This is a genomic window from Jeotgalibacillus aurantiacus (genome assembly GCF_020595125.1).
GTDB lineage: Bacteria > Bacillota > Bacilli > Bacillales > Jeotgalibacillaceae > Jeotgalibacillus > Jeotgalibacillus aurantiacus.
In genome coordinates this window covers 503,539-524,579 of record NZ_JACNMS010000002.1, presented here as the reverse complement: position 1 = coordinate 524,579, position 21,041 = coordinate 503,539, and the positions used below count along the sequence as shown (strand labels likewise).

General features: G+C 42.9%; 23 protein-coding genes. All 23 read left to right on the top strand.

All coding sequences use genetic code 11. The features are described 5' to 3' along the window. The first annotated feature begins 3 nt into the window (after window positions 1–3). The 23 genes from sucD to fliL all read left to right on the top strand — a co-directional run bounded on the left by sucD (window position 4) and on the right by fliL (window position 21,022). Window positions 4–906, top strand: a complete 903-nt coding sequence (sucD, locus tag H7968_RS07425) for a succinate--CoA ligase subunit alpha (protein ID WP_227395548.1) — start codon at window positions 4–6, stop codon at window positions 904–906. Between the two features lie 64 nt (window positions 907–970). Continuing rightward, window positions 971–1,828 carry a DNA-processing protein DprA gene (dprA, locus tag H7968_RS07420; RefSeq protein ID WP_227395547.1) on the top strand — a complete coding sequence of 286 codons (858 nt, stop codon included), beginning with the start codon at window positions 971–973 and terminating at the stop codon, window positions 1,826–1,828. Between the two features lie 242 nt (window positions 1,829–2,070). Next, window positions 2,071–4,152: a type I DNA topoisomerase gene (gene topA, locus H7968_RS07415; protein ID WP_227395546.1), complete on the top strand. Its 2,082-nt coding sequence runs from the start codon at window positions 2,071–2,073 to the stop codon at window positions 4,150–4,152. Window positions 4,153–4,225: 73 nt separating this feature from the next. Beyond that, the gene (gene trmFO / locus H7968_RS07410; protein WP_227395545.1) at window positions 4,226–5,533 is read left to right on the top strand and encodes an FADH(2)-oxidizing methylenetetrahydrofolate--tRNA-(uracil(54)-C(5))-methyltransferase TrmFO; all 1,308 of its coding nucleotides are present in this window, start codon (window positions 4,226–4,228) and stop codon (window positions 5,531–5,533) included. A gap of 60 nt (window positions 5,534–5,593) precedes the next feature. Next, entirely contained in the window at window positions 5,594–6,493 is a 900-nt protein-coding gene (gene xerC, locus H7968_RS07405) for a tyrosine recombinase XerC (RefSeq protein ID WP_227395544.1), read from the top strand. Between the two features lie 20 nt (window positions 6,494–6,513). Then, window positions 6,514–7,056, top strand: coding sequence for an ATP-dependent protease subunit HslV (hslV, locus tag H7968_RS07400; RefSeq protein ID WP_134371853.1), 543 nt, complete (start codon window positions 6,514–6,516; stop codon window positions 7,054–7,056). A 12-nt stretch (window positions 7,057–7,068) separates the two neighbouring features. Next, window positions 7,069–8,478 (top strand): HslU--HslV peptidase ATPase subunit, encoded by a 1,410-nt coding sequence (hslU, locus tag H7968_RS07395; protein WP_227395543.1) that lies wholly within the window; start codon window positions 7,069–7,071, stop codon window positions 8,476–8,478. A gap of 68 nt (window positions 8,479–8,546) precedes the next feature. Further along, on the top strand, window positions 8,547–9,326 hold the full coding sequence (gene codY / locus H7968_RS07390) for a GTP-sensing pleiotropic transcriptional regulator CodY (protein WP_227395542.1): 780 nt from the start codon (window positions 8,547–8,549) through the stop codon (window positions 9,324–9,326). 396 nt (window positions 9,327–9,722) lie between these two features. After that, entirely contained in the window at window positions 9,723–10,118 is a 396-nt protein-coding gene (gene flgB / locus H7968_RS07385) for a flagellar basal body rod protein FlgB (RefSeq protein WP_227395541.1), read from the top strand. Beyond that, complete coding sequence (gene flgC / locus H7968_RS07380) at window positions 10,118–10,576, top strand: flagellar basal body rod protein FlgC (protein WP_227395540.1); 459 nt, start codon at window positions 10,118–10,120, stop codon at window positions 10,574–10,576. Before flgB ends, flgC begins: the two co-directional genes overlap by 1 nt. A 23-nt stretch (window positions 10,577–10,599) precedes the next feature. After that, window positions 10,600–10,911, top strand: a complete 312-nt coding sequence (fliE, locus tag H7968_RS07375; protein ID WP_227395539.1) for a flagellar hook-basal body complex protein FliE — start codon at window positions 10,600–10,602, stop codon at window positions 10,909–10,911. Window positions 10,912–10,947: 36 nt separating this feature from the next. Next, window positions 10,948–12,534 carry a flagellar basal-body MS-ring/collar protein FliF gene (gene fliF, locus H7968_RS07370; protein WP_227395538.1) on the top strand — a complete coding sequence of 529 codons (1,587 nt, stop codon included), beginning with the start codon at window positions 10,948–10,950 and terminating at the stop codon, window positions 12,532–12,534. An 11-nt stretch (window positions 12,535–12,545) separates the two neighbouring features. Next, window positions 12,546–13,559: a flagellar motor switch protein FliG gene (gene fliG / locus H7968_RS07365; protein ID WP_134371839.1), complete on the top strand. Its 1,014-nt coding sequence runs from the start codon at window positions 12,546–12,548 to the stop codon at window positions 13,557–13,559. 1 nt (window position 13,560) lies between these two features. Beyond that, a complete protein-coding gene (fliH, locus tag H7968_RS07360; protein ID WP_227395900.1) occupies window positions 13,561–14,325 on the top strand; it encodes a flagellar assembly protein FliH in 765 nt (254 codons plus the stop codon). Then, complete coding sequence (fliI, locus tag H7968_RS07355) at window positions 14,322–15,650, top strand: flagellar protein export ATPase FliI (protein WP_227395537.1); 1,329 nt, start codon at window positions 14,322–14,324, stop codon at window positions 15,648–15,650. Before fliH ends, fliI begins: the two co-directional genes overlap by 4 nt. Before the next feature lie 2 nt (window positions 15,651–15,652). Beyond that, window positions 15,653–16,099 (top strand): flagellar export protein FliJ, encoded by a 447-nt coding sequence (fliJ, locus tag H7968_RS07350; protein ID WP_227395536.1) that lies wholly within the window; start codon window positions 15,653–15,655, stop codon window positions 16,097–16,099. A gap of 5 nt (window positions 16,100–16,104) precedes the next feature. Beyond that, window positions 16,105–16,710: a MotE family protein gene (locus H7968_RS07345; RefSeq protein WP_227395535.1), complete on the top strand. Its 606-nt coding sequence runs from the start codon at window positions 16,105–16,107 to the stop codon at window positions 16,708–16,710. 17 nt (window positions 16,711–16,727) lie between these two features. Then, window positions 16,728–18,023: a flagellar hook-length control protein FliK gene (locus H7968_RS18100; protein ID WP_227395534.1), complete on the top strand. Its 1,296-nt coding sequence runs from the start codon at window positions 16,728–16,730 to the stop codon at window positions 18,021–18,023. A 3-nt stretch (window positions 18,024–18,026) separates the two neighbouring features. Then, window positions 18,027–18,659: a flagellar hook assembly protein FlgD gene (gene flgD, locus H7968_RS07335; RefSeq protein ID WP_227395533.1), complete on the top strand. Its 633-nt coding sequence runs from the start codon at window positions 18,027–18,029 to the stop codon at window positions 18,657–18,659. 13 nt (window positions 18,660–18,672) lie between these two features. Continuing rightward, a complete protein-coding gene (locus tag H7968_RS07330; protein WP_227395532.1) occupies window positions 18,673–19,044 on the top strand; it encodes a TIGR02530 family flagellar biosynthesis protein in 372 nt (123 codons plus the stop codon). 73 nt (window positions 19,045–19,117) lie between these two features. Then, window positions 19,118–20,317, top strand: coding sequence for a flagellar hook protein FlgE (locus tag H7968_RS07325; protein WP_227395531.1), 1,200 nt, complete (start codon window positions 19,118–19,120; stop codon window positions 20,315–20,317). 50 nt (window positions 20,318–20,367) lie between these two features. After that, window positions 20,368–20,592, top strand: a complete 225-nt coding sequence (locus H7968_RS07320; protein ID WP_134371822.1) for a flagellar FlbD family protein — start codon at window positions 20,368–20,370, stop codon at window positions 20,590–20,592. Next, window positions 20,582–21,022 carry a flagellar basal body-associated protein FliL gene (gene fliL / locus H7968_RS07315; protein WP_227395530.1) on the top strand — a complete coding sequence of 147 codons (441 nt, stop codon included), beginning with the start codon at window positions 20,582–20,584 and terminating at the stop codon, window positions 21,020–21,022. Before H7968_RS07320 ends, fliL begins: the two co-directional genes overlap by 11 nt. The last annotated feature ends 19 nt before the right edge of the window (window positions 21,023–21,041 follow it).

Below are 21,041 nucleotides of genomic sequence, written 5' to 3'. Positions count from 1 at the left end.
TAAATGAGTGTTTTTATTGATAAGAATACAAAAGTTCTAGTTCAGGGAATCACGGGCTCTACAGCCTTATTCCATACGAAGCAGATGCTTGAGTACGGCACGCAGATCGTAGCAGGCGTAACACCTGGTAAAGGTGGCACTGAAGCGGAAGGCGTACCGGTATTTAATACTGTGGAGGAAGCGGTTAAAGCAACAGGAGCAAACGTATCTGTTATTTACGTTCCGGCACCATTTGCAGCAGACGCTATTTTAGAGTGTGTAGATGCAGAGCTTGATATGGCGATCTGTATCACTGAGCACATCCCGGTAAATGATATGATCAAAGTAAAACGTTATATGGAAGGCAAAAATACACGTCTTGTCGGTCCTAACTGTCCTGGTGTCATCACACCGGATGAGTGTAAGATCGGTATTATGCCTGGCTACATTCATACAAAAGGCCATGTAGGTGTCGTTTCCCGTTCCGGAACACTTACGTATGAAGCGGTTCACCAGCTTTCACAGGAAGGAATCGGTCAATCTACAGCAGTAGGTATCGGTGGAGATCCTGTAAACGGAACAAACTTTATCGACGTACTTGAAGCGTTTAACAACGACCCTGAAACAGAAGCTGTGATCATGATCGGTGAGATCGGCGGAACAGCTGAAGAAGAAGCGGCTGAGTGGGTAAAAGCAAATATGACAAAGCCGGTTGTTGGCTTCATCGGCGGTGCAACTGCGCCTCCAGGAAAGCGTATGGGTCACGCTGGTGCGATTATTTCAGGCGGTAAAGGTACCGCTGAAGAAAAAATCCGCGTCATGAACGAATGTGGCATTGCCGTTGCTGAAACGCCTTCAGTAATGGGAGAAACGCTTATTAAAGTATTGAAAGAAAAAGGTCTTTACGATAAATGTAAGACTCATTAATACGGTAAATAGAGCTGGCCCAGTCAGCTCTATTTATTTATTTTAAATACGGAAGGAGAATAGTATGTATCCGAAATCCTTTTATGAAAATGTAGTCTACATTCACTACAGTCAGATTTTCAGTAATCAGCAGCTCTTACAATGGCTCCGGTCAGACCCGCTTTTTGATCATCCGTTACGTCCCCCGGCTGCAATTCAACCTAGCGCTCTGCAGATTGAAAAACTTCGTCAATACACTCATAAACATTCACCACAAGATATCCTCAACCATTTATCCTCCTGTCAGGCCTCCTATATCACCATCTATGACGAGATTTATCCAGTTCAGCTGAAAGAAATTTATGATCCGCCTGTCCTGTTTTATGTAAAGGGGGATTCCGACCATTTGTCATCGAGAGCTATGCTCGGCGTTGTAGGCGCAAGAAAAGCAGACGAATACTCCGCCAGAGCGCTGAAGGAAATCATTCCGCAGCTGTTGTCTAAGGGGATCTGTATTGTAAGCGGTTTGGCCGCAGGAGCAGATGGAACGGCTCATATTGCAGCGTTAAGCGGAAAAACAATTGGCGTAATGGGGAGCGGGTTCTCACATCAATATCCGGCTTCAAACGAGGTGCTTTATAAAAAAATGGAGCAGGATCAGCTGATTTTATCAGAGTATCCGCCTTACCAGAAGCCGGCACGGCATCACTTCCCAATGCGGAACCGGATTATCGCCGGTTTATCAAAGGGCATATTTGTGACGCAGGCGGCGATGAAGAGTGGATCCATGATTACGGTTGACCGGGCACTGGAGGAAGGAAGAGACGTATTTGCACTGCCGGGTTCGATCTTTCATCCTCTTTCGGCAGGCACGAATTTTCTCATTAAATCAGGTGCTAAACCGGTCATGTCTGCCGCTGATATCATTGAAGAATGGTTTTAATTTTCCATTAATATGATAAAAAGAGTTGCATTTTAAAAAAATATAGTTTACATTGTGTCTCAGACCGGAAAAATCACATAAGAAGGAATTCGACTCATTAAAATGATGTGTAACCGCTAACAAAACCGGTCATTTAAGGATTTTCAGGCATTTAAAAGTGAAAAAACATTGACAAAGTGAAAAACGAACTCATATAGTACACATAACAAATTCGTTACGTGAACCTCCAGGGAGGATTATTAATGGCAGATTTTTTAGTAATTGTAGAATCACCCGCTAAAGCAAAAACAATTGAGCGGTATTTAGGGAAAAAATATAAAGTTAAAGCATCAATGGGACATGTTCGGGATCTCCCGAAAAGTCAGATGGGTGTGGACGTTACACAGGAGTATGAACCGAAGTATATTACCATTCGTGGTAAAGGCCCTGTTTTAAAAGAATTAAAGACAGCAGCCAAAAAAGCGAAACGCGTCTTTCTCGCGGCTGACCCCGATAGAGAAGGGGAAGCGATTGCGTGGCATCTCGCACACAGCCTTGATCTCGACCTTGATTCAGAATGTCGCGTCGTGTTTAACGAAATTACAAAAGAAGCGATAAAGGAATCATTCAAGCATCCGAGAAAGATTGATATGGACCGTGTGGATGCACAGCAGGCGCGACGAATTCTCGACCGACTTGTAGGGTATAACATCAGTCCGATTCTCTGGAAAAAAGTTAAAAAGGGACTGAGCGCCGGACGCGTTCAATCGGTAGCTGTGCGCCTCATTATCGACCGTGAAAACGAAATCAAAAACTTCCAGCCTGAAGAATACTGGACGATTGACGGCCAGTTTAAAAAAGGCACGAAGGATTTTCAGGCTTCTTTCTACGGCTTGAACGGCAAAAAAGAAAAGCTTTCGAGTGAAGAGGATGTCAAAGCAATTCTCGCTAAAATGAAGGGTAAAAAGTTTACCGTTGACAGCGTCACAAAAAAAGAGCGTAAACGAAACCCGGCACCATCATTCATTACATCTTCACTTCAGCAGGAGGCAGCAAGAAAGCTGAATTTCAGGGCGAGAAAAACAATGATGCTTGCCCAGCAGTTGTATGAAGGGATTGAACTGAGCAAAAAAGAAGGTACGGTTGGTCTGATCACTTATATGAGAACAGACTCTACCCGTATTTCTGAAGTGGCCAAACAGGAAGCCTCAGGGATTATTGAAGAACAATACGGAAAAGAATTTCTCGCTTCAGAACAGCAGAAGACGGCAAAGAAGAAAAACAATGCCCAGGATGCCCACGAAGCGATCCGTCCAACCAGTGCACTGAGAGCACCTGGTGAAGTGAAGCAATACTTGTCGAGAGACCAGTACCGTCTGTATAAACTGATTTATGAGCGTTTTATCGCAAGCCAGATGGCACCTGCCGTAATGGATACCATGAGTGTAGACCTGCTGAATGGTGATGTTCAGTTCAGAGCCAGCGGATCAAAAGTGAAATTCCCGGGCTTTATGAAGGTATATATTGAAGGAAGCGATGATCAGGCTGAGGAGAAAGAAAACTTCCTTCCTGACCTGAAAGAGGGCGAAACCGTCGCATCTGATGAGATTGAACCGAAGCAGCACTTTACTCAGCCGCCTCCGCGTTATACCGAGGCAAGGCTCGTTAAAACACTTGAAGAGCTCGGTATAGGACGTCCGTCAACCTATGCCCCTACACTTGACACGATTCAGAAAAGGGGATATGTTTCATTAGACAATAAGCGTTTTATCCCGACTGAACTCGGCGAGATTGTATTGGATCTCATCGTGGAATTCTTCCCGGAAATCATTGATGTGGAATTCACCGCAAAAATGGAGAAAGACCTTGATGATGTGGAAGAAGGTCAGATACAATGGATTAAGATCATCGATGAATTTTACAAGGACTTTGAGGTTCACCTTGAAAAAGCCGAACAGGAAATGGAAAAGGTGGAGATCAAGGATGAATATGCCGGTGAGGACTGTGAGGAATGCGGAAATCCGATGGTCATCAAAATGGGCCGCTACGGAAGATTTATGGCCTGCAGCAACTTCCCTGACTGCCGGAATACAAAGCCAATCGTAAAAGAGATTGGTGTGAAGTGTCCAACGTGTAAGGAAGGTAACGTCATTGAACGTAAAAGTAAGAAAAACCGTATTTTCTTCGGATGTGACCGCTACCCGGAATGTGAATATCTATCCTGGGATAAACCGGTCGACAGACAATGTCCGAAATGTAATGAAACGCTGATTGAGAAGAAATTGAAAAAGGGCAATCAGATTCAATGTCCAAATTGTGACTATAAAGAAGAACAGCAGGTATAAAAAGTGTCCTGGCGGTTTCTCCGTCAGGCTCTTTCTCGTTTAACCGGCTGTTTCCAAATAGGAGGAAATGAACATGACAGAGCAAACAGTAACAGTAGTAGGAGCGGGGCTTGCGGGAAGTGAAGCGGCATGGCAGCTGGCTGAACGCGGTATTAAAGTGAACTTGTATGAGATGAGACCGGTCAGACAGACGCCGGCGCATCATACAGATAAATTTGCTGAACTTGTTTGCAGTAACTCGCTGCGTGCAAACACACTGACAAATGCTGTAGGTGTATTAAAAGAAGAAATGCGTCACCTGAATTCCATTATTATCTCAGCTGCTGATGCAAGTTCAGTGCCGGCAGGAGGAGCACTGGCTGTTGATCGTCACGAATTTGCCGGTCATGTAACGGAAAAAGTAAAAAATCACCCGAACGTAACGGTGTATTCTGAAGAGATCACAGAGATTCCGGAAGGTCCGACCATTATCGCAACAGGACCACTTACAACAGAAGGACTTGCAGCCAGCCTGAAGGAACTGACAGGAGAAGAATATTTATATTTTTATGATGCAGCAGCTCCTATTATTGAAAAAGACAGCATTGATATGGACAAGGTTTATCTGAAATCCAGATACGATAAAGGGGAAGCGGCTTATTTAAACTGTCCGATGACAGAAGAGGAATTCAACCGTTTCTACGATGCACTCATTGAAGCAGAGGTGGTCCCTTTAAAGGAATTCGAAAAGGAAATCTATTTCGAAGGCTGTATGCCGGTCGAAGTAATGGCAGAACGCGGACGTAAAACGCTGTTGTTCGGACCGATGAAACCGGTTGGCTTAGAAGATCCGAAGACAGGGAAACGTCCACATGCCGTTGTTCAATTGCGTCAGGATGATGCAGCAGGAACGCTTTACAATATTGTCGGTTTCCAGACACATTTAAAATGGGGACCTCAAAAAGAAGTGATCAGACTGATTCCGGGTCTTGAAAACGCTGAAATCGTACGTTATGGCGTCATGCACCGTAATACATTCATCAATTCTCCGAGTGTCCTGAAATCAACTTATCAGCTAAAAGAGCGTGAGGATCTGTTCTTTGCCGGACAAATGACAGGTGTGGAAGGATATGTTGAATCTGCAGCAAGTGGACTGGTGGCAGGGATCAATGCTGCCCGTCTCGTAAAAGGAGAGGAACCGTTATTGTTCCCGGCTGAAACAGCGATCGGAAGTATGGCCCGTTATATCACACAGGCTGACACGAAAAATTTCCAGCCGATGAATGCCAATTTCGGACTGTTTCCAGACCTTGGTGAAAAAATCAAAAACAAAAAAGAGCGTGCGGAAAAGCATGCTGAACGGGCAATCGGAACAATTCAGAACTTTGTGAAAAAAGTGTAAAATTAATTGCAAAAGCCTCTAAATCATGATAAGATTTAGAGGCTTTTGTGAGGTGATAAAATGATTCCGAAGTTTTACGATGCAAAGCATTCCTTTATTGACTATCTCCAGACAGAGAAAAACTATTCATCGTTAACGATTGAACATTATGTTCATGATCTGGATCATTTTTTTCAGTTTCTTCAGTCAGAAGGAACCTATTTAATAGAAGAGATTGATGATCTGTTGACCCGTGGATATCTGGTCAGCCTGCACAACGCCGGCTATGCCAGGTCTACTGTATCCAGAAAAATCTCAAGCTTAAAAAGTTTTTTTCAATACTTAAAACGTGAAAGTATATTTCAGGTTAATCCCATGACATACGTTCTTCATCCGAAAAAGGAAGGCAGGCTGCCTCATTTTTTTTATGAAAATGAAATGGAGCAGCTTTTTTCTGTGTGTAACGGTGACGACGCCTTATCCATTCGAAATAAAGCATTACTTGAGCTGTTGTATGCGACGGGAATCCGGGTCAGTGAGTGCACAGCCATTCAATTGAAAGACCTTGATCTGTCGATGGGCACACTTTTAGTAAAAGGGAAGGGCCGTAAAGAACGCTATGTGCCGTTTGGACAATTTGCTGAACAGGCAATCAGGACCTATATCGAAACGTCCAGGGGAAAACTGTTGAAAACGGAAGAGCATCCTTTTTTATTTGTTAACCAGAAGGGCAGTCCACTCACCGCAAGAGGTGTGAGGTACATTTTAACAAAGCTCGTTGACCAGACATCGATGACAAGCTCGATTCATCCTCATATGATCCGGCATACCTTTGCCACTCATATGCTGAACAGCGGCGCTGACTTGCGAACGGTACAGGAGTTGTTAGGTCACGCGCATTTATCTTCTACACAGTTATACACACATGTGACGAAAGAACATTTAAGAAAGACTTATCAATCTTTTCATCCAAGAGCATGAAAATGAAGGGGGAAAAGGAAATGGATCAGTTCCACGCGACTACTATTTTCGGGATCCATCACAATGGCCGTTCTGCTATGGCGGGTGACGGACAGGTAACCATGGGAAATGCAGTGGTCATGAAACATACTGCACGAAAGGTTCGAAAGCTGTTTAACGGCCAGGTCATTGCTGGATTTGCAGGGTCAGTGGCAGATGCCTTTACACTTTTTGAAATGTTTGAAGGAAAGCTTCAGGAATATAACGGAAACCTCCAACGCGCAGCTGTAGAAGTCGCCAAGCAGTGGCGGAGTGACAAAGTACTTCGGAGACTTGAAGCAATGCTGATTGTAATGGATAAAGACGGACTATTGCTTGTATCAGGAACCGGGGAAGTGATTGAACCGGATGATGGGATTCTTGCGATCGGCTCAGGCGGGAACTATGCAATGTCAGCAGGTCGTGCATTGAAAAAACATGCGGGTGACCATATGAGCGCAAAAGAGATTGCAGACGCTTCTTTACATATCGCAGCGGATATTTGCGTGTATACAAATAACAATATCATTGTTGAAGAACTGTAAGGGGGAGAGGCAGTGAGTACAGTAGAACTGACACCAAAACAAATTGTTGAGAAGCTGGATCAATACATTGTTGGACAGCGGGATGCCAAGCGGGCTGTTGCTGTAGCGCTCCGAAACCGTTACCGTCGAAATCTGCTCGATGAGTCACTGAGAAATGAAGTCATCCCGAAAAATATTTTAATGATGGGGCCAACCGGCGTAGGTAAAACGGAAATTGCCAGAAGGATTGCAAAACTTGTAGGAGCTCCTTTCGTAAAAGTTGAGGCTACAAAGTTTACAGAGGTCGGTTATGTCGGCCGGGATGTTGAATCCATGGTAAGGGACCTGATGGAAACGTCAGTACGCATCGTGAAAGAAGAAAAGATGCAGTCCGTTCAGGAAAAAGCAGAAGAAAATGCAAATAAGCGGATCGTCAAGTTGCTCGTTCCTTCTGCCAAAAAGGTGCAGAACTTTAAGAATCCGTTTGAAATGATGTTTGGGAATTCAGACCAGAATCAAAATGACACACAGGATCAGCAGGACGACGAGTCTGCATTAAAGGATAAGCGCCGTGAAATAGCTGATAAGCTTAAAAACGGTCAGCTCGAAGAACGCATTATCACGGTTGAAGTGGATGAACAGCAATCTGCTTCCATGTATGATATGCTGCAGGGCTCAGGGATGGAGCAGATGGGCATGAATTTTCAGGATGCCCTAAGCAACCTGATGCCTAAGAAAAAGAAAAAGCGCAAGCTCACTGTAAAAGAGGCTAGGAAAGTCCTGACGCATGATGAAGCAGTCAAATTGATTGATATGGATGAAGTAGCGCAGGCTGCTCTTTACCGTGCTGAACAGATGGGGATTATCTTTATTGATGAAATCGATAAAATCGCATCTAAATCAAGCGGTTCAGGTTCAGCTGATGTATCCAGAGAAGGGGTGCAGCGGGATATTCTTCCGATTGTCGAAGGGTCAACCGTAAACACGAAGTACGGCCCTGTGAAAACAGACCACGTTCTATTTGTTGCGGCTGGAGCCTTCCACATGTCGAAGCCTTCGGATCTCATTCCTGAGCTTCAGGGGCGTTTTCCGATCCGTGTTGAACTTCAGAAACTGACGGTTGAGGATTTTGTCCGTATTCTGGTTGAACCTGATCATGCGCTTATTAAGCAATATAAAGCGCTGCTTGAGACTGAAGGCATTCAGGTTGACTTTACAGAAGATGCAATCAGAAGGCTTGCTGAAATAGCTTATTCGGTAAACCAAGAAACAGACAATATCGGTGCCAGAAGACTTCACACGATTATGGAGAAGCTGCTTGAGGATCTTTCCTTTGAAGCCTCAGATATTCAGCTTGGCACAATCTCCATTACGCCGGCTTATGTGGATGAAAAACTCGGAGCGATTGCAAAAAATCGTGACTTGAGTGAGTTTATTTTATAGAGGTTTTGGGAAATCAGCTTTAGGGAAAGATAATATAAATGAGATATGATCGTAGGAGGAATTCAGGAATGAATTTACTAGGGAAAACAAGACAAATTAACTCAATGCTTCAGCAGTCAGCCGGAAAACCGGTTAATTTTAAGGAAATGGCTGAAACACTAAGCGGAGTCATTGAATCAAATGTATTTATCGTAAGCAGAAGAGGAAAACTCCTCGGCTTCGCTGTAAACCAACAGATCGAAAATGAGCGTATGAAACAGATGCTCGAAGATCGTCAGTTCCCGGAACAGTATACTAAAAATCTGTTTAACATTACAGAAACTTCACCAAACCTTGATATCGACAGTGAATATACAGCTTTTCCAGTTGAGAACCGTGATTTATTCCAGAAGGGATTAACGACAATGGTTCCGATTATCGGTGGAGGAGATCGTCTTGGAACGTTAATCCTCGCACGAGTGGAACAGGCGTTTGAAGATGATGACCTGATTCTTGGTGAATACGGTGCAACGGTTGTAGGAATGGAAATTCTTCGTGAGAAGGCTGACGAAATTGAAGAGGAAGCAAGAAGCAAAGCAGTAGTCCAGATGGCGATCAGTTCCCTGTCATACAGTGAGCTTGAAGCAATCGAGCACATTTTCGAAGAACTTGATGGAAACGAAGGGTTACTCGTCGCTTCAAAAATCGCTGACCGAGTGGGAATTACACGTTCCGTCATCGTCAATGCACTCCGAAAGCTGGAAAGTGCCGGTGTTATTGAATCACGTTCTCTCGGAATGAAAGGAACGTATATTAAAGTACTGAACAATAAATTCCTTCTTGAATTGGAAAACCTTAAGAAAAACTAAATATTCAACAAAAAATGCCAGAGGTGAAATGCGCCTTTGGCATTTTTTTTGCGTAAATTTTTATAAAAATTTTGTGTCTAATGTAGATTAAAGTCCTAATTCATGTTAAGGTGTTTTTTGGAAAAAAGATTACGTTTAGGTTTCAATTATGTCGAACATTCAAGTGAAGACGTAAAAAATAACACGAAAAATGGCTAGAATACGAGAAAGAAATGTGATATTAATAAAAATGGTCATAAAGTATTGGTTTTATAAAACAATACTTTATGACTATAAATCTTTTGGAAGAATCTATAGACTATAACTGGTCATACCATTAAAATGATGTATAAGTGATTTTTTATATAGTCTGATAATTCGACAAAACATTGATTCTTAGAGAAGTGAGGTGTTTATGTGAATTTATTTGCTGGAACAATTCAACAGCTTGAGCAGGGACTTCAATATTCGTCAATTAAGCAAAAAGTCATTGCGAATAATGTCGCGAATGTTGATACACCAGGTTATAAGTCGAAAGGCGTAAGTTTTCAGAAAATGTTACAAAGTGAAATACAAATGTCATCTAATGCGATACATAAGACGGATCCAAGGCATTTTGACTTATCTGTAAGCGGGCAATCAGTCTCGGTCAGCAAAAGACCATACAGTGTGAGAGAGAACGGAAATGGTGTCGATATGGACAAAGAAATGGCGGACCTTGCGACGAATCAGATTTATTACAACTCACTAATTGAGCGTATTAGCGGAAAATTCGGATCCCTGAACAGTGTGATAAAAGGAGGACCTCAATAATGTCCATGTTTAACGCCATGAATACGACAGCATCTGCATTAACTGCACAGCGACTGAGGATGGATGTTATTTCATCCAATATGGCCAATGTTGATACAACCCGGGCAACCTTTGAAAACGGTGAATGGCAGCCGTATAAAAGAAAATCTGTTGTTTTAAAGCCAGAGGGTGAGCAGTTTTCATCATTTTTAAACATAGCGATGAATCGCAAGGGAAATGCAGGAGAAGGTGTGACTGTATCAAGAATAATCGAAGACAACGAGACACCGGGAGAATTGCTTTATGATCCTGAACATCCTGATGCTAATGCAGAAGGGTACGTTGAATTGCCAAATGTAGACCCTCTTCGGGAAATGGTGGATTTAATGTCAGCAACACGTTCATATGAAGCGAATGTAACAGTGTTTAATGCGAATAAATCCATGATGATGCAGGCGCTTCAAATCGGCCGGTCATAATTTATAGAGAAGGGAAATAAAAAATGTCCATACAAAATATACATTCGATGGGGATTGAGAGTTTAAGTCCGTCCACATCCCAACTTTCAACAAAAGTTTCGCCATATAATGCACAGCAGAATTTTGCTCAAATGCTAAAGAGCTCTATTAACAGTTTGAACGAAGCTCAGCTGCAAAGTGATCAGATGACGCAAAGGATGATCAACGGGGAAAATGTTGAATTGCACGATGTCATGATAGCCTCCCAGAAAGCTTCTGTTTCTCTTAATCTGACAATGGAAATGCGGAATAAGGCAGTGGAAGCATATCAGGAAATTATGAGAATGCCAGTTTAACGGCGTTGTATTTAATTGATAGACCGGAGGATTGTCATGAACGAGAGATTTCAGCAATATAGCGCAAAATTTAAAGCATTCGTAACCAGCCGGTCAAAAAAATATTGGCTTTTGGCCGGCGGGATTGCGGGGCTGTTGGTGATACTGCTCATTACAGCGGTGTTTTTTTCTACAAGAACAACAATGGTACCTTTATACAGCAATTTAACGCCTTCTGAAACAGGTGTCATTAAGGAAACGCTTGATGGACGTGGAATTCAATCTGAAATCGTTGAAGGTGGCACCGGCATTCTGGTTCCTGAAGCGATGGCAGAAACATTAATGGTGGAGCTGGCTGCTGAGGGGATCCCTGATTCCGGCCAGATCGACTATTCATTTTTCAGTGAAAATGCCGGGTTTGGTATGACGGATAATGAGTTCAGGATCATGAACATTGATGCTATGCAAACTGAAATAGCAAATCTGCTTAAAGGTATTGACGGTGTTCAGGCTGCTGAAGTGATGCTTTCCATTCCTGAACAAGGCGTGTTTTTAAATGACAGTCAGGAGCAGGCATCTGCTTCAGTCGTACTGAATACACAGCCTGGTTATCAGTTTAATGAAGCACAGGTTGACGCATTGTATAGACTTGTTTCGAAAAGCGTGCAAAACCTCCCTGTTGAAAATATCGTCATCACAAATCAGTTTTTTGAGTATATCGATCTTCAGGGACAGGAAAATGTAGCTGGTGTCAATATGACAAACCAGATGGAGATCAAGAAAACGATTGAACGTGACCTTCAGCGTGAAGTTCAGCGTATGCTCGGAACGCTTATGGGGCAGGACAAGGTGGTTGTATCTGTCACGACGGATATCGATTTTGATCAGGAAACACGTGAAGTGAATGAAGTGCTTCCGGTTGATGAAGAAACGATGTCAGGAATTGAAATCAGCTCACAGCGGATATCGGAAACTTTTGAGGGAACTAATCCTGCTGGTGGCGTTCCCGAAGGAGAAGATCCTGCTGATAATCTGACAGGCTTTGTTGAAAACGGTCAGGGCCAGGGGGATTACGAGCGTGAGGAAGAAACGATCAATAATGAAGTTAACCGTATTCGCCGCAACATTGTTGAAAGTCCATACAGAATTCGGGATATCGGGTTACAGGTTCTTGTTGAGCCCCCAAACCCTGACGACCCGGCTTCGCTGCCACCGGAGAGTATCAATGATATAGAAACAATGCTTCAAACGATCATCCGAACTTCAATAGATAATGATTTCGCAGCTGATCTGACAGAAGAAGAACTTGGTGAAAAAGTTCTTGTGTCTGCACAGACGTTCAACGGCAGGGCTGACTTTGAAGATCAGCAGGCTGCAACAGTCATTCCGTGGTGGGTATATGCTGCTGGAGGCGTACTATTACTCATCATTATCGGTTTAATCTTCTTTATTGTACGTTCAAGAAGAAGAGCGCAGGCTGAGGAAGAAATCTTTATTGAGCAGGAAGAAGTTTTTGATGTTCCAGATGTCAACGATGAAAAAGAAACAGAAGGAACACTCAAACGAAAACAACTTGAAAAAATGGCAAAAGAAAAACCTGAAGACTTTGCAAAGCTCTTAAGGTCCTGGATTGCAGATGAATAGGAGTGGGAACATTGGCTAAAAAAGAAAAAGAATTAACGGGGAAACAAAAAGCAGCGATATTGCTGATCTCCCTTGGCCCGGATGTTGCCTCTTCTGTTTATAAGCACTTGGATGAAGAGGAAATTGAGAGACTGACACTTGAAATTTCCGGTGTCAAAAAAGTGGATTCAGATGTGAAGGATGAAGTGCTGGAGGAGTTCCATAATATCGCTCTTGCTCAGGATTATATATCGCAGGGAGGAATCGGGTATGCGAAGTCAGTGCTTGAAAAAGCCCTCGGAGCTGATCAGGCAAATGCCGTCATTAACCGATTAACTTCTTCTTTACAGGTAAGACCATTTGATTTCGCGAAAAGAGCAGACCCGCTGCAGATTTTTAACTTTATTCAAAATGAGCATCCTCAAACGATTGCTCTTATTCTTTCGTACCTGAATCCGCAACAGGCCGGTCAAATTCTCTCAAGTATGCCGCAGGATGTGCAGGCTGATATTGCGAAACGTATAGCGGTTATGGACAGTACAAGTCCCGAGGTCATCAGTGAAATTGAATCAGTGCTTGAACGTAAGCTGTCATCAACGGTTCAGCAGGACCACACTGAAACAGGCGGAATTGAATCCGTTGTGGAAGTGCTTAACGGGGTTGATCGCGCAACGGAGAAAACAATTCTTGATTCTCTTGAAATTCAGGATCCTGAACTGGCAGAGGAAATTAAGAAACGTATGTTTGTTTTCGAGGATATTGTTACGCTTGATGGAAGATCCATACAGCGTGTGATCCGGGATTGTGAAAATGAGGATCTGCTTCTTTCCATGAAGGTTTCCACTGATGATGTTAAAGAAATTTTATTTAAAAATATGTCCCAGCGTATGGCTGAGAATTTCAAAGAGGAAATGGATTATATGGGACCTGTGCGTTTGCGTGATGTGGAAGAGGCACAGTCGAGAATTGTTGCTGTCATCAGACGACTGGAGGAAGCCGGTGAGATTATCGTTGCTCGCGGTGGAGGAGATGATGTCATTGTCTAGAGTGATAAAATCCGGGTTTGTTGGCAGCAATCGTTCTGAAGGGATTGCAATACCTTTTAAATCAATCATACAACCTGATGAACATTCAGATCAGACCCTTTCCTGGACAGTAGAACAGGCAAAGAGAGAATCTGGACAATTGCTACATGATGCCAAAATCAAAGCCCAGGAAGTTCTTGGAGAGGCACAACTGACGTATCAGCAGACGATGGACTGGATCGAACAGCAAAAAAACAATTGGGAAGAAGAAAAGCAGCAGCTTCAGAAGAATGCATACGAAGAGGCATTTGCACAGGGATATGAGGAAGGTAGAAATAAAGGTTACGACGATTTGACCCACCTTTTGGAAGAAGCCAAGGAAATTGTCGCTTCTTCAAAGGATACTCTTCATAAACAGCTTGAGGAAAATGAATTCGTTATTCTGGAACTTGCCATCAGGGCATCTGAAAAGATCATGTCAGTGAAGCTTGAAGATGACCCTTCCGCTTTTCTTCCAATCGTAAAAAAAGGAATTAAAGAAGCGCGCGAGATGAGAGAAATCAAGATCTACACGGCAATTCAGCAATTTACCTTTTTACAGCAGGAAAGAGAAGAGCTTCTTTCCATCTTTCCGGTGGACGTCAAACTATACATTTATCCGGAAGAAGAACTCGAACCATTTCAATGTTTCATAGAAAGCAGTCAGGGCAGAATCGATATCAGTATCGATACGCAGCTAACTGAATTGAAAGCCGGATTAGCAGAAGTACTTGGGAGTGGAAAATGAAAGCAGCAGAATTGATTCAATACATTCCATCCATTAAAACAGTCAGACATTATGGAAAAGTGAAACGCGTTGTCGGCCTGATGATTGAATCACAGGGGCCGGAAAGCTCTATAGGTGAGGTATGTTACATACACGTTCACTCTAGTTCAAAGAAACGAACGATCCAGATTAAAGCTGAGGTAGTTGGATTTAAAGATGAAATGGTTGTGTTAATGCCTTTTACTCACGTTCAGGATATTGCACCGGGAAGTATTGTGGAAGCAAGCGGCCGTCCGTTAGAGATCAAAGTTGGCGAAGCACTGATCGGTAAAATTGTAGATTCTCTCGGTCACCCAATTGATGACAGCACGCTTCCTGCCGGAATGAAAGCTGTACCGACTGAACAGGATCCTCCCAATCCACTGACAAGACCGCCAATTGATGAAGTGATGGAGGTCGGGGTCAGGGCAATTGATGGAATGCTTACTGTCGGAAAAGGCCAGAGAATCGGTATTTTTGCAGGAAGCGGTGTTGGAAAAAGTACGCTTCTTGGGATGATTGCGAGAAATACGGAAGCAGATCTTAATGTGATTGCCTTAATCGGTGAGCGAGGAAGAGAGGTCAGGGAATTTATTGAACGTGACCTTGGTCCGGAAGGCGCAAAACGCAGTATTATCATTGCAGCAACATCAGACCAGCCGGCGTTAATGAGAATTAAAGGTGCTTTCACCGCAACGGCGATCGCTGAATACTTCAGGGATAAAGGTCTGAATGTCATGTTAATGATGGATTCCGTTACCCGTGTTGCGATGGCGCAAAGAGAAATAGGACTTGCTGTTGGTGAACCACCGGCAACAAAAGGCTATACGCCTTCTGTATTTGCTCTTCTGCCAAAGCTTTTGGAAAGAACGGGAACCAACCTGAATGGCAGTATTACCGCCTTTTATACCGTGCTTGTGGACGGTGATGATATGAATGAGCCGATTGCTGATACGGTACGGGGAATTCTTGACGGGCACATTGTGCTTGATCGCTCTATTGCCAACAAAGGACACTATCCTGCGATTAACGTGCTCAAAAGCGTCAGCCGTCTTATGAATCATCTGGCTGAACCGGAGCACAGGCGCTCAGCTGAAAAACTCAGAGAGCTGATGAGCACATATGAACAGGCGGAGGATTTAATCAACATAGGTGCCTACAAAAAAGGATCTTCAAAGGACATAGATCAGGCGATCCAATATCAGCCGCAGATAAAAAGACTGTTAAAACAAGCATTTGACGAAAAGATTCCCCTTTCAGACAGTGTCAGACAGCTTGTTCATCTCTCGGAAAAAGGTGAGTGGTAACAATGGCTTATCAATATCGTTTTGAACGTGTTCTGACCGTCAAGGAAAGAGAGCAGAAGGAAGCGGAAGACCGGTACCGGGATGCAGTCGCATCATTTGAGAAAATCGCGCAGAAGCTGTATGACCTGTTAAGAAAAAAAGAATTGATGGAAGCGGCACAGGCTGATGAAATGAAAAGTGGAATATCTGTCATCTCATTACGCCACGGTCAGCATTTCTTATCAAATATCGAGAAAAGCATCTCGTATCAGCAAAAGCTCGTCATTGAAGCGAGAAGCAATATGCAGCGGCATGAACACAGGCTGATGGAACGGAATATAGAGGTTCGTAAATATGAAAAAATTAAAGAACGGGATTTAAAGCAATATATTCAACTCGCTGAATCAGCTGAACGTGAGCAGATGAATGAGCTGTCGATCGTTCAATTTATGAACCGCAGAAACAGGTGATGCAAATGAATAAACAGCAGTCAATTAAGGAAGAAGCGGAAGAAACCAGGTCCCCCGGCAAACTTCAGGTGTTTTTTTTACTGATTTTTGTTCCGATCTTATTTCTTACTTTTGCCACGCTAATCGTATTAACCATATTGGATATTAATGTTTTTGAAAAAATTGAAGAAGCAGGTATTGATATTCCTTTCACAGGTGAAGACGAAGTCTCTGAAGAAATTAATGGCCCTGAAGACCAGGCACAGCAGATTGTCAGTCTTGAAGCGCAACTCGAGGAAAAAGACCTGGAACTTCAGAGATTCGAACAGGAAATCATATCTCTTGAAGACGAAAATGATCTGTTGATTGAAGAGCAGAAGCAACTGCTCGCTGAAATAGAATCTCTGGAAAATGCAGGAGAATCCGCGCGTAAGGAATTTTCAGAAGTTGTAGCGGTATATGATGAAATGGACGGTAAGGAAGCCGCACCAGTAATTTTGAATCTCAATGATGAAAATGCCATTCGAATATTATCCTCACTGTCTTCTGAAAAACTGGCAGAAATTTTTGCGGAAATGCCTTCAGAGGACGCAGCCAGATATACGGAATTAATTGCTAATCGTACGCCGTGAAGGGAGGTGAAACAAACGTGATCGGACAAATTGCCATACAACCTGTTCAGCAGGTAAACAGACTTGGATCTGTAAGTGATAAACAGCAGTCCGGAAGCAGCTTCGGTGCAATCCTTTCATCAGCTGGAGAACCATCAGGGAATCTCCTAACAGGTGTTGAGGGGAATGATGGAAATCAGGTGCTACAGGAGCTTGCTGGGATTCTTGATACTGACGACATGAAGGATTTTATGAACAGTGTCGAAGAACTTGACCCGATGATACAGCAGCTTTTTTCCGAATTTTCGAAAGAAGAGCTTGCTGAAATGAGCATTGAAGAATTGTTTATGGCAGCAGGTGTGGATCTCGGATTACTGGACAGTCTGTCTGAAACCATAAATATGTCAGAACTTGAAGGGTTTGAGCCTGCTGACATCATTGCTGTCATCCTGTCCCAGGTATTAATGGGTAAAGAGGAATCCAATTCTGATAAGCCATCAATAAATGTGATGGAAATGACTCTTTTGGAATTAAAGAATAATGCATCCTTAAATCCAGCCCAGGATCTGTCCAAAACCTCAACGAAGGGTCAAAACGATTTGTTGAAAATGGTTTTGATGATGAAAGGTCTCCTGCTCAGCGACTCTAAAGCAATGCGAATTGATAACAAAACATTGTCTGTACAAAATGTTGAAAATGTACTCGAACAGGTTCAAACGATCTTAAAAACTGCATTAACTGCAGAAAAATCTGCATTCAAGCCTATGATTTTTTCTGAAAGCATGGAAAGAGCTGCTTTCCAAAACGGGTCAACTGAAATGGTAAAGACAGAAGTTACAGCGATCAGTCTTCATTCACTGCAACTTCAGTCAGGGCCGGTAAAATGGAGCCTGCCGTTACAGCAAAGACAGCCGGATCAGGCTCAACAGCTCATGCAGCAATTTCAAAACATTATGAAACAGTCTCAGTTCGGCAAAGTAAACGGTACAGAAAAACTGATGATCAGGTTACAGCCTGAACATCTCGGTACTTTAAAAATCGAATTGATTCAACGAAATGGAATGATGACTGCAAGAATTGTGGCGTCAACGGCCGTTGCAAAGGATATGATTGACTCCCAGCTAACACAGCTAAAACAGTCATTTGTAAATCAAAATCTTCAGGTGGAGAAAATAGAGATTCAGCATTTACCAACGGGAGAAACGAGACAGGAAAAACAATCCTCTGATCAGTCAGGTCAATCTCACAAACAGCATGAACAAAATCAGCAGGATAACAATGATAACGAAGATGGTCAGTCTTTCCATGACATATTCTTAAATATTGAGGTGTAATGAGTGAACCCAACGAGTATAAATGAAAGTTTATTTCTTTCCTCACTTGAAAAACGGAAGCTTGAATCTAAAGATCAATCTGCGATGGGAAAGGATCAATTTTTGAAGCTTCTGATCGCACAGCTTCAAAATCAGGACCCAACACAGCCAATGGAGGATAAAGAATTTATCTCGCAGATGGCTAACTTCTCAAGCCTCGAGCAAATGACAAATATGGCGAGCTCCTTTGAAAAATTCGCTTCCATGCAGGAGCAAACATCTCTTATTCAGTACAACGAATTTGTTGGCAAAGAAGTAAAGTGGGACAAGCTCGAGGAGATAGATGGGGAAGAAGTTGCCACTAATGGTACCGGTGTGATTGATGTTGTTAAATTCACAGGCGGATCTGTTGAATTCACCCTCCAGGATGGAACAAAGCTCACCCCTGGGAATGTATCTGAAGTGATCCAGGCAGGTAGCCGTGACTCACTCCAGCAGGCAAGCATGCTGATTGGAAAGCAGATCAGCTGGATGGAAGAGGATGAAGAGAAGAAGAGCAAAGTTGTGTCTGTGTCTAAAAAAGACGGTGCAATTTGGCTTCTCACTGAAGACGAACAGAAGGTTTCCGTAGATGAGCTGATCAAAATAGCCCAGTAAAGGATTGAACAGGATGGAGCATATTCGATTTAACCCGCTCCCATCACCGCCCGTTTTACCGGCTAAGAAACAGCCACCTGTTAAAAGCAGAGGCTTTGCTGAAGCTTTCAAACAGGAAATCAGTCGTAATGAATTGAAAATCAGCAAACATGCTGCTGAACGTATGACTTCAAGATCAATTAATCTCACTCAGGAACAATGGAACAGAGTGAATGAAAAAGTGCATGAAGCAGGCGAAAAGGGCATAAAGGACTCACTCGTTCTGCTGAGTGATGCAGCGCTGATTGTCAGTATTAAGAACCGCACCGTTATAACGGCGATGGGAAAGCATGACATACACGACCAAATATTCACGGACATTGATGGAACAATAATTTTAGAATAGGTGGACCTTTTTAAAGGGACCTATTGGCTGCCGACCGATTGACGCAGCCTCCATAAGAAGGGAGAACAATTAAATGATTCGTTCAATGTATTCAGGTATCGCAGGTCTGAAAAACTTCCAGACAAAGCTGGACGTAATTGGTAACAATATTGCAAACGTTAATACTTTCGGATTCAAAAAAGGCCGTGTAACATTCCAGGAAGCGATGAACCAGACGATCCAGGGTGCCAGTGCAGCTGTAGAAGGCCGTGGAGGTAAAAACCCGCTTCAGGTAGGACTTGGTTCTGTAACAGCAACGATTGACAGTGTTCAGACACAGGCTTCACTTCAGACGACTGGACGTTCACTTGATTTAGCAATTAATGGAGACGGATTTTTTGTGGTTCAGGGTCCTGGTGGACAGAATCTTTACACGCGAGGCGGTAACTTTTATCTTGACCAGACAGGTATGGTTGTTACAGGTGATGGATATCGTGTACAACAATTTACCGGAACAGGTGAACTTGAAGATATTTTCGTTAATAGCTCTGCAGTTTTGGCCGCTCAGGTAACTGATACAATAACTATGCAAGGAAACTTACCTAACAATCTCGCCGATCCGAATTTCGAATTTGATACTCAGTTTAAAATTACTGATAACGTAGGTGTCGAGCACGTAGTAAGAGCAACAATTACGCCTCAAGTAGCGGCAGGAGTTGTTGTTCAAGATGAATGGAACATGGAGTTTGTAATAGGTAATGGAACTCCTTCCACAGCGACACTAGATATGACAACAGATCCTGCAGTTATGACTCCTGCAAATTTAACAATCGAACGTCCTGATGGTACTAACTTTGCTGTTCCTACCATCAATTTTGAGAACGTTTCAAACGATCCAAATGATATGACTTTCCAAACATCTGCTAATGGAAATCAGGAAGGCGTTCTTGAAAGCTTTTCAGTAAGTGCTTCAGGTGTTGTCAATGGCGTTTATTCTAACGGTCTTGTAGAAGAAATTGCAACATTGAGTATGGCTATTTTCAACAACCCATCAGGTTTAGTGAAAGTAGGAAACAATCTCTTTCAGGAGTCTGTTAACTCAGGTGTAGCAAACCTTGGTACTACAGACGATGCAGGTGGAACAATATCTTCCGGTACGCTCGAAATGTCAAACGTTGACCTATCAGAAGAATTCACAGAAATGATTACGGCACAGCGTGGATTCCAGGCGAATACTCGTATTATTACAACGTCTGATCAGATTTTAGAAGAACTTGTGAACTTGAAGCGATAATCAGGTGAAGGGGGTGACGGTGCCTTCTTAATCAGAGGGCACCGGCTGCTATGATTCAAGTAAGAAGATTAAATGGAAAAGAGTTTATGATAAACGCCATTTATGTTGAAACAGTAGAGGCTTTTCCTGACACCACGATTACTCTGACTAATGGGAAAAAATATATAGTGAGAAACTCCATGGAGGAAGTACAGGAGCAGATACGATCATTTTACCGGTCAATCCATGTACTAAATTTGAGTCAGCTGAAAGGAGATGATGACGATGAAGAATAAGTTGCTGATGATTATGCTCATCATTCTTGTATCGATCACACTCATAGGTGTTATAGCAGTCGTTGTGTTTAATCAGCTGGCTTCTGACGGTGAAGAGGGCGAAGAAGAAGCTGTTGAACTTTCTGTTGAAGAAATAGCGGAAGCGACCGTGAGTATTCCGGAAGTGACCACAAACATTAATGGTGATAATTTTGCCAGAGTGACGGTTTCAATTCAGACAGACAGCAAAGAAGCAGCAGAAGAACTGACGCAGCTTGAGTTTATGGTGAAGGATATCCTGATTGGTGAACTTTCAGAAATGTCTAAAGCGGACCTAGAAGGAAGTGCAGGAAAAGACGCCTTTAAAGAAATTATTAAAAACAGAGTGAATGAATTTATGCATGAAGGCGAAGTTCTTCAGGTGTATACGACAGATATTGTCGTCCAATAATGAATGCAGCAGATGGACG